The organism is Acinetobacter sp. WCHA39 (genome assembly GCF_002165385.1).
Taxonomy (GTDB): Bacteria; Pseudomonadota; Gammaproteobacteria; order Pseudomonadales; family Moraxellaceae; genus Acinetobacter.
This window is the reverse complement of the sequence record NZ_NHRP01000023.1, coordinates 38215-50064: the sequence shown is the minus strand read 5'-3', so window position 1 is coordinate 50064 and position 11850 is coordinate 38215. Positions and strand designations below refer to the sequence as shown.

Annotated in this window: 14 protein-coding genes; 5 read left to right on the top strand and 9 right to left on the bottom strand. The window is 37.5% G+C overall.

Annotated elements, in window-relative coordinates:
* Positions 1 to 89 precede the first annotated feature (89 nt).
* Positions 90 to 791: a hypothetical protein gene (locus CDG56_RS12045; protein ID WP_087547997.1), complete on the bottom strand. Its 702-nt coding sequence runs from the start codon at positions 789 to 791 to the stop codon at positions 90 to 92.
* 382 nt (positions 792 to 1173) lie between these two features.
* Positions 1174 to 2031: a hypothetical protein gene (locus CDG56_RS12040; RefSeq protein WP_087547996.1), complete on the bottom strand. Its 858-nt coding sequence runs from the start codon at positions 2029 to 2031 to the stop codon at positions 1174 to 1176.
* A 136-nt stretch (positions 2032 to 2167) separates the two neighbouring features.
* On the opposite strand from CDG56_RS12040, the gene CDG56_RS12035 reads away from it, so the two are divergent.
* Complete coding sequence (locus tag CDG56_RS12035) at positions 2168 to 2446, top strand: pyocin activator PrtN family protein (protein WP_004804403.1); 279 nt, start codon at positions 2168 to 2170, stop codon at positions 2444 to 2446.
* On the opposite strand, the gene xerC is transcribed toward CDG56_RS12035, so the two are convergent.
* Positions 2433 to 3572, bottom strand: a complete 1140-nt coding sequence (xerC, locus tag CDG56_RS12030) for a tyrosine recombinase XerC (protein WP_004804402.1) — start codon at positions 3570 to 3572, stop codon at positions 2433 to 2435. The genes CDG56_RS12035 and xerC overlap by 14 nt on opposite strands.
* Before the next feature lie 135 nt (positions 3573 to 3707).
* Here xerC and dusA point away from each other — a divergent pair, with 135 nt between their 5' ends.
* Positions 3708 to 4724: a tRNA dihydrouridine(20/20a) synthase DusA gene (gene dusA / locus CDG56_RS12025; RefSeq protein ID WP_087547995.1), complete on the top strand. Its 1017-nt coding sequence runs from the start codon at positions 3708 to 3710 to the stop codon at positions 4722 to 4724.
* A 9-nt stretch (positions 4725 to 4733) separates the two neighbouring features.
* Here the strand turns inward: dusA and CDG56_RS12020 are convergent, their stop codons facing one another.
* Complete coding sequence (locus CDG56_RS12020; RefSeq protein ID WP_087547994.1) at positions 4734 to 5165, bottom strand: GNAT family N-acetyltransferase; 432 nt, start codon at positions 5163 to 5165, stop codon at positions 4734 to 4736.
* Between the two features lie 335 nt (positions 5166 to 5500).
* On the opposite strand from CDG56_RS12020, the gene CDG56_RS12015 reads away from it, so the two are divergent.
* On the top strand, positions 5501 to 5983 hold the full coding sequence (locus tag CDG56_RS12015; RefSeq protein ID WP_087542852.1) for a CHAP domain-containing protein: 483 nt from the start codon (positions 5501 to 5503) through the stop codon (positions 5981 to 5983).
* 30 nt (positions 5984 to 6013) lie between these two features.
* Here CDG56_RS12015 and CDG56_RS12010 read toward each other — a convergent pair whose 3' ends face one another.
* Positions 6014 to 6787, bottom strand: coding sequence for a ThiF family adenylyltransferase (locus CDG56_RS12010; RefSeq protein WP_087547993.1), 774 nt, complete (start codon positions 6785 to 6787; stop codon positions 6014 to 6016).
* 147 nt (positions 6788 to 6934) lie between these two features.
* Between CDG56_RS12010 and CDG56_RS17090 the strand changes: the two genes are divergently transcribed.
* Both CDG56_RS17090 and CDG56_RS12005 read left to right on the top strand, forming a co-directional pair.
* Positions 6935 to 7090 (top strand): hypothetical protein, encoded by a 156-nt coding sequence (locus tag CDG56_RS17090; protein WP_171295157.1) that lies wholly within the window; start codon positions 6935 to 6937, stop codon positions 7088 to 7090.
* Between the two features lie 22 nt (positions 7091 to 7112).
* Positions 7113 to 7418, top strand: coding sequence for a hypothetical protein (locus tag CDG56_RS12005; protein WP_087547992.1), 306 nt, complete (start codon positions 7113 to 7115; stop codon positions 7416 to 7418).
* Here CDG56_RS12005 and CDG56_RS12000 read toward each other — a convergent pair.
* The 4 genes from CDG56_RS12000 to CDG56_RS11985 all read right to left on the bottom strand — a co-directional run bounded on the left by CDG56_RS12000 (position 7399) and on the right by CDG56_RS11985 (position 11740).
* On the bottom strand, positions 7399 to 8229 hold the full coding sequence (locus CDG56_RS12000) for a TatD family hydrolase (RefSeq protein WP_087547991.1): 831 nt from the start codon (positions 8227 to 8229) through the stop codon (positions 7399 to 7401). The two genes, CDG56_RS12005 and CDG56_RS12000, sit on opposite strands and share 20 nt — an antisense overlap.
* Entirely contained in the window at positions 8229 to 9143 is a 915-nt protein-coding gene (locus CDG56_RS11995; RefSeq protein ID WP_087547990.1) for an RsiV family protein, read from the bottom strand. Before CDG56_RS11995 ends, CDG56_RS12000 begins: the two co-directional genes overlap by 1 nt.
* Positions 9144 to 9251: 108 nt before the next feature.
* Complete coding sequence (locus CDG56_RS11990; RefSeq protein WP_087547989.1) at positions 9252 to 10079, bottom strand: hypothetical protein; 828 nt, start codon at positions 10077 to 10079, stop codon at positions 9252 to 9254.
* Positions 10080 to 10147: 68 nt separating this feature from the next.
* Complete coding sequence (locus tag CDG56_RS11985) at positions 10148 to 11740, bottom strand: peptide chain release factor 3 (protein WP_087547988.1); 1593 nt, start codon at positions 11738 to 11740, stop codon at positions 10148 to 10150.
* Between the last annotated feature and the right edge of the window lie 110 nt (positions 11741 to 11850).

Below are 11850 nucleotides of genomic sequence, written 5' to 3'. Positions count from 1 at the left end.
CTAGGCAAAAAGGTTCCATTTTTGCCCATTGGGCATCAGTAAGTATGTATCTATCCATAGTACTATTATAAATTAATTAGTAGCCTTTGTTAATTCTCAACAAGCCCTAGGTAATCCTGTTGATTAGAGGAAGATTCGTAAAGCCCGATATCCAAACAAAGGATGTATAACTTTCCTAACCGTTCAATTGCATTATTAAAATATTTAAAATCCTCTACCTCTGTCTTAGACAGGCTAAATTTATAGTCAACAGATTTATCTTTTCTTATTTCTGGCTGCAAAACCTCATGTATAGAGAAATAGCTTCTGATCAGACTCTCATCAAGTCTGGTTTGTACACTAAGATCTCTATCATCAATAAAAACTTGCTTATGCCAACAGTAATCATTGAACAGCTTAGCCAAATTACTCTCTTTCTTTTCTTCAAACCCAACTTTCGAAAATACATCTGTTGAATATTCAATAACTTTCCTTAGAGCAGGTATTTCTAAACCATTCCATTCTGGTAAAAGCTGCGACTTATAGCATAGGTTGAGTATTGCTTGATTGATGCGTTCCCTGTTTGAGGAAGCCATTCTTTCATACGTCTCCCATGTTGCTATTTTCCCAAACTTAAGCGTCGAAAGCCAAGCATCGTAGTTCTGTATCATCTCTATTGTTTCCAAAAACAATGGAGATTGGTCACACATTCCTTCCAGTTGGATATCTTTATAATTTTTCTTATATCTAATCCTTAGCAATAAAAATAAATCTTCTTTTTCTATCTTTACTAAATTATGATTATAAGACATGAAAACCCCATATTTTGTTACTTTCAAAGCATTAGCTATAGATATTATTCAGTAATTTTTATCATAAAATTCATATTTTAAAAATTAAAAAATCATAAAATTATTCACAATTTCAAAGCGAGCATTAGTTCCAAAAATTGAGCACAACTGTTCAATTATTTGGACTAAGAGGAAATACTGTTTGAAGATTTTTAAGGTAAGCTGCCTAACTCTTTGCGAGTCAGAACAGATTCCTAATTAAGAATGATTAAAAAGTACAAAGCGATCTAAGTGACTTTATGTGAAGAATCTCTGAGGAATAAACGAGCTATCCAATTATTTATGCTGGACTAAAAGCAGCGCTCAAGTAAGCGCCCCTCCTTCAAAGGTATAACGTTTAACTCTATTTTTTTGAGATTAAAATTTCTTGCAATAAATCATGATTTTTTCTTAACTCGTGGATAATTGTTTCGTCCATGTAGTCAGTATTGTTATATGGCATATTGTAACCAAATTTCTTTAACATAACTGAAGGTTGTTCCGAGTTTAGAATACTTCTCAAATTTCCAATTTCTTCTCGTAATTCTTTTACTTGCTTAGCTTTTTTTTCAGATAAAACTTTACGTCGCTTGTAACCTTCGCTTAATACTTCTATCAAATCCTCTTCTTTTTCCTTAATTAATGCTCTCACCCAATCAACATCAAATTTTTCATATTCTTTTATCAATATTGGATTTATTGCAGCTACTGCCTGATTCAAGCTCTTCCATTTATGACCATTTAAGGCACATTGCCCACGTAAAACTCTATATAAAATTTCACGCCTAGGTAATAATTTTTTATCGTAGCGTGCTCTTACAGCACGAATTGCACCAACTTTTCTTTCTAATCTAGCATTACGACAACAATGATAAGCACCCATTACTTCTACATATGCCATTAAAAGTTCAGAAAATCGTTTCTTACATTCCCTTATAGATAAACTACTTTTTTCACTTTTCAATAAATCTATTTTTATAAAAAAATCATATATTTGACTTGGTTTAAAACTAGGGTCATTTGGAAACTGTGAGATTACTGTCACTCTAAGTGGATTCTTTAAGAAATCATTTTGCTGCATTCTCAATATGATGTTATCTCTAGCTGCTACATATGAGGGATGCGTAATATCAGCCTCAAAATCACAATCATACCAATACTTAAATGTAATAAGTATTTCTTGTTCTAAATCATTCAGGTCTGGAACAATGTCAAAATCCACTAAATATTGATCCTTTAAATAACAGTATATTAAATAGCATGATACGCAAATTATATATTATATAAGCATCACTCTACTTTTTAAATTCCATTAAATCTACAGTGAGCACATCAACCGAAATGATAGAAATCAAATCATGAATGGCACTGCTCTACAACTTTCCACATCTGATTACTTATTTATGCGCTACCGCAGCACAACAGTTAAACTAGATGACGTAGTCAAGGATTACTACCCTCATCTCAGTAAAGTAAAAATGTTAGAAAAAGCAAGAAATCAGGATTTCCCATTTTCTTGCTTCCGACTAGATAAGAGCCAAAAAGCTCCGTACTTTGTCCATATCAAAGATCTAGCTCATATCCTAGATCTACAATATAAATATGCTAATCAAGACCATGTTACTATTCACCAATGAGGGGTAACATTTCATCTAACTCTATTGTCTTTTTCCTTTTTTTCACTGATACATACCTTTCCAAACTTCCCCACGAATCATGCAGGCTTACTTGCTGAATCTGGGGAATGGTAAACCCTTGTTCCGCAAGACGTGTACATCCCTCGTGCCTTAAATCATGAAATCGTAAATCTTCAATACCCAGTAATTTACAGGCATTTCTAAACTCGCCCCCTATGGTTCTAGGGCTAAGTGGTATCAATAAATCCTTATCGTATCCCCTTTTAAGCATACGTTTCCTGACATCTTTACGCTGCAAAAGCTCAATCATCTTTTGACAGGGTTCAAGTACATTAAACTCTTTATGATTTCCTTTGGAGCCCTTGGGATTCTTTAGGTCTCTGACTTTCCAAACTTCATTATCCACATCATGATCAGCCAAGAGCATCTCTGTGATTTCTGCCTCACGTCGGCATGAAAATATAGCAAACCACATGATCAAGTGCATGGGATAACTATATACAGGGTTCTGCCATTTTCGATAAAAGTACTCGGTCAGTTTTTTTAACTCCGCCGTGGTCGGCAATCTGTCACGCTTACCACTGGAGGAAATTTGCCTTGTTTTTCTTAATTGAGCTGTAGCCTTATCAAAACCAGCCAAATCCACATTCACATCCCACATGACCGAAGCATGGGACAACACACCACGAATATGTAATAGCTCATGTTGTAAGGTGCTAGTTGCAATTGGCTTTAAATCCAGTTTGTCATACCCATTCTTGCGTAAAGCAACATGATCAGAAATATCTGCTGGTTTTATTTTTGTGATAATATGCTGCGCTATTGGAAATTTCTGAATTAGGCGAAGACAGTAGGTTTTAGTACGACCATATTCATTGCCAACTTCATCAAGATATTTCTCTATGGCATTGGCTAAAGTGATGTTGGTCACATCCGATCTGCCTAATAAAATCTCTGGATTTTCTTCGATTTCCTCTTCACGCATTGCTAACCATTTTTGGGCAAGTCGCATTGAACTAAACGTTTTACTCTCTTTGAAATTTGCAAGGCCTTTACGGCTTATTCTAATTTCAGCACGAAAACGTATTGTTCCATCCGCCAATTTGCGTTGTGAAATTGTTCCCATAATTTACGCCTTATCTCTTTTCCAAGACCATAATGGCGTAATTTGGCGTAAATTTCAAAAATAATGGTGCGAAATGAGGCGTAAAAAATCGAAATAGTCCAAAATACGCAACACTGTAAAGGTATGTTTTTTAATATGAATATCAACAAAACCATTGAAAGCACTAAAGAACCTCGCATCAGTGTTGCACCCATGATGGATTGGACCACAAAAGACTATCGTTTCTTTGCTCGCTTATTTAATCCCAATGTCGTGCTGTATACCGAGATGGTCACTACAGGCGCGATTATTTACGGTGGTGCTAATCGGCATCTCGATTTCAATCAGCAAGAGCATCCGATTGTGCTACAACTCGGCGGCTCAAATCCACAAGAACTTGCTACCTGCACCAAAATGGCCGAAGACTGGGGTTATAACGAAGTTAATCTCAATGTCGGCTGTCCAAGTGATCGCGTGCAAAACAATAAAATTGGGGCTTGCTTAATGGCCGAACCCAATTTAGTTGCAGAATGTATTCATAGTATGCAAAAAGTAGTATCGATTCCTGTAACTGTAAAGCATCGTATCGGGATCGATGACATGCAATCTTACGAAGAAATGCTGCATTTTGTTGATACGGTGGCATCAACAGGCTGCACACATTTTATTGTACATGCACGTATTGCGATCTTGCAGGGCTTATCGCCGAAAGAGAATCGCGAAGTTCCACCATTACGCTATGAAGATGTCTATCGCTTAAAGCAAGAACGCCCACATCTAACCATTGAGATTAATGGCGGTATCAAGACCTTTGAAGAAACACAACAACATTTACAGCATGTTGATGGAGTCATGATTGGTCGTGAGGCATATCATAATCCGTACTTATTGGCGGAGATGGGTGAACTTTGGAATTTGGAAGCACCTAATCGTTTTGAGATCATGCAGCACATGATGCCTTATATTCATCAACGCGTTGCTGAAGGTGCTCCCCTTTCCATTATCACTCGCCATATTCTAGGTTTATTTCAAAATCTACCAGGCGCACGTAAATGGCGTCAGGCCCTCAGTGGTGGAAATGCCAAAACGATTGCTGATATTGAAAATGCAATCATCAATATCCAAACAGCGATGCAACGTACTGAAGATTACGTTCGAGAACATCAAAGTTAATTTGATGTTCTACGCATAACGTTTACACATCGGAATATAGCGTAATCCGCCATTTTCAATCACTGTTGAAGTGACTGTAAATCCGAAATTTTCATAAATGGGCTGCGCATAACAACTAGAATTCACAGTAATTTTTGAATGTTGCTGAGAAAGTTTATCTTCTAAAAACATCCAAAGCTGACGACCGATTCCTTGCTGTTGTGAATTCTGATTAACAAAAAAATGAATCAAATGAGAAGGTTGTTTATAAGCAATCACACCAATAATGGACAACTCCTCCTCGAAAACAAAATATTCAATGCTTTGCATTTCAAGTAATTTCTTAATCATATCTTGGCTGAATTTTGCTTCACCCTCTACATTCAGTGCAAAATCTTTTATATATGGCTGAATTAACTCTACTATTTGCTTGATATCTGTTGCTTTTGCTGGACGTATCACTTGTTATTTTTTCGATTTTTCACTTTAATAAACAATAGTTTATTATTTTGAAAATCACAAAGCTTTGTTTCTTTGAATCAGTGCTTGCGTATATTTTCCAATCAAAAAAGAAATATAATCTTACAAATCATTTTATTCAAACTAATTAACAACTAAATTCATGATAATAAAAAGATTATTTATGTGATTTTTACGCTAATTTCCTCACAACACCCTCAAAAAGTTACGTTATTACATTGCAAATAAGTTTTTTTAAGATTTATCGCTTAATATCTGCGAGCCACGGAATTTGGCGACCGTTTCAAAGTTGTTTTAGGATTGGTTGAGATTGAACTATGATTTATGATGCACCCTCATTAGATTCGATGATGCATGCACAGACTCAAAATGCAGTCATTATGCTCAGAGAAACTCCCGCAGATATTACACCACCATACGCATTATCCAAGAATTCGCAGCAAATTAACTTACAGAAGTTTTCAGATAAACTTTCTCGTGTTTCCTCATTTCATAGTTCAGCAAAGTGCGCCAAATCAATTCGCATCGCATTACAAACAGCGGGCGCAAAAATTGCACAATATCCTATAGCTGCCTCAGATTGGGGTGGAACGCTACAAAAGATTGGCTATAAGCAAATTGACCCTGCTTTTGATAACCCAATGCCAGGTGATATTTATATTATTCATCGCACCAAAAAACATGTGTATGGTCATATTGCTGGTTTTACAGGCTCACAATGGGTTTCTGATTTTAAGCAGACTAGCTATGACGTTTATAAAGACAAAAACGTCACTTATACTTATTACCGTCTTGGTTAATAAAAGACTGAATCAAAGCCTAAACGAAGATTATGTTTTAGGCTTTTTAGCATCTAATTTTTTCAGCACTTCAGCCACCGCCACCATCGCAAAGCTTGAAGTCACCACCACCGCAGAACCATAGCCACCACAGCGCAGACCCGCACTTGGACATACATCTGCACTGGAAAATGGATTATCAATCGAATACACGCAAGTGATTCCAAATTTCTCTTTTGGTTTTTTACAAATACCTTTTGAACGCAGTTGCGTGCGTAACTTTGCCAACATTGGATCTTGTTCGGTCTTGGACAAATCTGCCACGCGAATCTTCAGTGGGTCGAGTTTGCCACCCGCACCACCTGAAACAATCAACGGAATTTTGTTAAAACGACAATGTAGCATCAAGGCAAGTTTAGCTTTGACGTCATCAATACAATCCAAAACAATTCTTGGCACTGGGTTTAGAATCTCTTTAACATTATCAGGCGTCAGATAATCATCAATCACGTTTACTTTCATGCGTGGATTGATTTGGCGACAACGCTCCGCCATCACTTCAATTTTTTCTTGTCCGAGTGTTGAGCTCATCGCTGGCAATTGACGGTTAATATTTGATGCTGCTACCACATCCATATCGACCAAAGTCAATTCACCAATCCCTGTACGTGCCAGTGCCTCAACCGCCCAACTGCCAACACCACCAATCCCAATCACCATGACATGACTGTGTTCATAATGCGAAAATGCACGATCTCCATAAATTTTGGCCACACCAGCAAAACGGCGGTCATATTCGTCATTTGGAATTAATAAGTCGGTCATCATTACAAGCAACAGGGAGTATTTTCACAATATTATAGCAAGAGTTTATTTGAGTGTAATGAAAGAATATTTTTTCAACTTCATTCATTGTAAGATATAAAACAACATGCTATATACTATAAAAACAAGAGCTTACTAGATATAGACATGATGTCATTACAACAAGATTTTTTAAGATTTACTGACTGGAAAAATGAGTTCTCTGGTGAGGAGTTTGATCAATTTCTTGCCGAATTTGATCTACATCATCCTGAATTTTTACAATGGATTGAACAACATCAAGCGGCTTTGTTGTATAAATAAATTTCATCCCCATACATGTTAGATGAATACAGAATCAAAAAGCCGATACAAAACAACGAACTGGTCTGAGTACAATCAGGCTTTAAATTATTTAGCACAAAATGATTTTTCTCAAAAAGCCATTGATATCCGAAATTTATTTATTAGTTTAGCATTAAATATGGTGGGCAATTATTGTGTTGCACATAATCTAAAAAAGAGATTTCCACTATGGCAAAATACTCGCTATCTAAATGAAAATTTCAATTTAAAACAACGAGTCGACTTATTAGATACTATTTTCAATGCCGATGATTTAGCCATTCACCTTAAATACCCTTATGATTAACGGACAGATTTAAAGCATGTAAACTATTCTCCCATAGCCTTTGAGCTAATTTTTCAGATTCCATATTGAGAACTTGGCTTACCCCTCCTAATACATAAGGTAAATTCACAGGCGTATTGCGGGTGCGATGCTCGGTCGAAGTTTGGCAACACAACGGCGTCATATCTGGACAATCTGTTTCAATCACCAAATTTTCACTGCCAATCGCCTGCACTACTTGATGCAGTTTTTTGGCATTTGGATTGGTGATTTGTCCTGTCACCCCAATTTTAAAGCCCAGTTTAACCAATGCCTTGGCTTCTTCGACTCCACCACTAAACGCATGGGCAATGCCACCCAATTTGAATTTTTGTGCTTTTAAAATGGCAAGGGTTTCTGCATGTGCCTTACGGATATGTAATAACACTGGTTTTTGATATTGTGTTGCCAATACAAGTTGCTCAATAAAATAATATTGTTGCTTGGCAAACATTTCGGGCTGTTTATGTTGTTTTAAAAAAGTATCTAAACCAATTTCACCTATAGCCACACAGTCATGCTGTTCTAAGACTTGCTCAAGCCGCTGTAAATGTTCTGGCTGATGTTGTTCGATATAAAAAGGATGCAAGCCTGGGGCAAGATAAGAGCTTGGCACATTTTCCCAATATTGTAATTGTTGATGAGTTTGAATCAGGTCATCGAATCGGGATTCAACAAAACCAATCAACACCAAAGCATCGACCCCAACCCGTTTTGCTTGCTCAGCCAGATGTTGCCGATCAAGATCAAAATCGGCAACATCAAAATGGGTATGGGTATCGAACAGTTGCATTAACTTTGACTTGGCGTACTTGCAGCAGGAGTAGATGCTGCTGGCGTATCAATTTTTGGTAGATATTCAGGTTTTAAAACACCCTGCAATTCAGTAAATGGAATCACTAACCGCGGCAAACCGACGACATAAGGACCAATCTCATATTCACCATACTGTAGAATTAACCCCTGCTCACCCAATAAGAAATTATCGGTGACTTGGAATGGCCAAGCCTGTTCATATTCTTTCGGATCTGTTGCGAGTTTTGAATCGACAATCCACGCTTTAAATGCGTCATGCGCCAATTTGTCTAGAGTTGCTTTTTGCTTCGGTAATAATAGGTCATGCAATTGAATCTGTTTTTGGTTCGCTAAATCAAAGTTATAGTAACGTTGAGAGGTTGAACCATGTGCTCCACCCAAATAACTGCTGCTATTTAACACTACAGTTGCTAGCTTGCCTTTCGATTGTAAAATTTTAGGCTTAATCATCAAACTGATCTGATGACTACTACTGAGCGCTTTTAACTCTTCATCAATCTTAACAAACGCATTAGCATAGGCTTGTGCCTGAGCATCTAAACCTATTTTTTGCTCAGTCGTTTTTGCTGTAGATGCTGCTGAAGCATCAGCATCAACGACATCGAGCATTTTACTCAGTTGATCGAGAATCTGTTGATCCAGTAACTGGTCAATGAACGGGAAATTACTTTGTAATCGTTCAACGCTAAAATCTGGACAGGTATTGCCTTTACATTCAGGTAAATTTACCTGCAATTTCACGGTTTCATCACGCAGAATTGGCTCAGCAGTTTGCTGTACCACTGGCGGATCTGTCGGTTTATCCTGTGATTCTTTCGGCTCTGATTTCGGCTGGCAAGCAGCAAGCAAAATGGCACCTGCAAGAATGCTATATTTATAAAATGCTTTCATTTAAAACCTATCAGTATTGTTATTACACAAGATTTTTAAATGCTATCGAAGTTAAAGCAAAACCGCTATAAGCGCATGCAATTTCTATACGAAACTCAAGCAAGTAGATTAAAACATTTGCTGATAAATTTCAGGTTGTAGCATCCGTTTGCTTTGTTCGGTCGTTAAATAAATATCTAACTGCGGTGCATCTTTACTTATTTCATTGGCACGATAATGCAAGCCGATTCCTTCCCCATCGAAGAACCAATCTGCCTGCCCCCAATACAGTTTTTTAGGAACTTGTTTCTTCACTTCTGTACTTTGTTTTTCAATCCATTGTTGATAATGTGCTTGAATAATATTATTTAATTCATTTTGCTGATTTTTCTGTATCACATCGAGTACGGTTAGATTTTTTTGTAACTTACGATCAGCAACGAAAAAGTAAAATCTGTCTTTAACCGCAATATCTTCTTGCTGTGTATCAACGCCAATTTGCAACAACACATACTGATTACGCTGTGAAGCAATACGTGTCGTTAAGCGCAGCTCATACGCTTTATTTTTAGAATACTTATCTTGCCATTCATCTGACTTTTTCACATAAGCATTCACGGCGTGCTGTAAGGTTAAATTCTTGTTCTGCTCAATTTGTTGTTGAATCACATTGGCCTGATTTTTTGCAATCCATGTGTTAAGCCACGCATCTTGGGTTTTAATGGTTTGAATATCGACATCAATACAGTTCTTCTTTTCACAGAACGGTAAGGCATAATCCGCTTTAGCTTCTTGCATATTGAGGTATGGTAGGACTTCAGCTTTTTCAGTATGCGTTGATATTTGATTTTTGTTTTGAGCTGTATCCGTCTCATTTTTTTTAGGATAATCGCATGCCGTTAAAGCCATCATTCCAATCATTATACTGACAGCAAAAAGTGGTTTTAAAGTATTCATCTCATCCTCCTTTTTTAGATCGTTCAATTAAAAACAGCCTCTAATTTAGAAGCTGTTTTTGTATATTTTTAGTGTTCTCGCGTGTTACGGAACTGAATATCTGGCCAGCGTTCTTGCATTAACTGCAAGTTTACACGGCTTGGCGCAAGATAAGTCAGATGACCGCCGCCATCTACCGATAACTGATCATGCGCTTTTTTCTTGAACTCATTCAGAATTTTTTCATCATCACAATGAACCCAACGTACCGTATGAACACTGACAGGCTCATAAATACAGTCAACTTTATATTCTTCTTTCAAACGATAAGCGACCACATCAAACTGTAACACACCGACTGCACCAACGATCAAGTCATTACTAATTTGAGGCATAAATACCTGTGTTGCACCTTCTTCAGATAATTCTTTCAAACCTTTTTGCAATTGCTTAGATTTAAGAGGATCACGTAAACGAACTCGGCGGAACATTTCAGGTGCAAAGTGTGGAATACCCGTGAAATGAAGTTTTTCACCGCTGGTAAATGTATCACCGATCTGGATGGTACCGTGGTTATGCAAACCAATAATGTCTCCAGGCCAAGCTTCTTCCAAATGTTCGCGTTCGCCCGCAAGGAAGGTTAATGCATCGCTAATACGTACATCTTTACCGATACGCACATGATTCATTTTCAAACCTTTTTCATATTTACCTGAGCAAATACGCATAAAGGCAATACGGTCACGATGTTTCGGATCCATATTGGCTTGAATTTTAAAAACAAAACCAGTGAAACCCTCTTCATTGGCATCTACTGTACGTTCTTGTGTTGGATGTGCTTTCGGTTCTGGTGCCCAATTGATAAATGCATCAAGCACATGATCTACTGCAAAGTTTCCTAAAGCAGTACCAAAAAGTACAGGCGTTTGTTTACCTTGTAAAAATAATTCACGATCAAGTGGTTCATTGGCCATTTGAACTAACTCAAGTGATTCTTCAAAAGAAGCCCAAGCTAACTCACCCACTTTTTCACGAATATCAGCATGATCATAACCATCACGCACCTCAATGTCCGTAATCGTCGAGCCAAAACCTGCTTTATAAACATATAACTTGTTTTCAAGTAGATTATAAACCCCTGCAAAGTCACGCCCCATACCTAGAGGCCATGTAATTGGGACACAGCGAATATTTAAAACATTTTCAATTTCGTCAAGCAATTCTAGAGGCTCGCGAATTTCACGGTCCATTTTGTTAACGAAGGAAATGATCGGTGTGTCACGCATACGACACACTTCCATTAATTTAATCGTACGTTCTTCGACACCCTTAGCACCATCGATGACCATTAATGCAGAATCCACTGCGGTCAAAGTACGATAGGTATCTTCCGAGAAGTCTTCATGTCCTGGTGTGTCCAGTAAGTTAATCGTATGGTTTTTATAAGGGAACTGCATCACAGACGTGGTAATCGAGATTCCACGTTCTTTTTCCATTTCCATCCAGTCAGATGTCGCTGCACGATCCGACTTACGACTTTTAACCATTCCAGCAACCTGAATAGCTTTACCCCATAACAGAAGTTTTTCGGTCATCGTGGTTTTACCCGCATCGGGGTGGGAAATGATCGCAAAGGTACGTCGTTGGGCAACCTGTGCCGCTAATTCGTCTTTAAAACTCATGAGAAAAATCTTCAATATGTACACAGTTACGTACACATGACTCGATATGTACCATAACTGAAAAGTGAGAATTCGAAATTGGCGCAATTGTAGCAGATTTAGTGAACTTG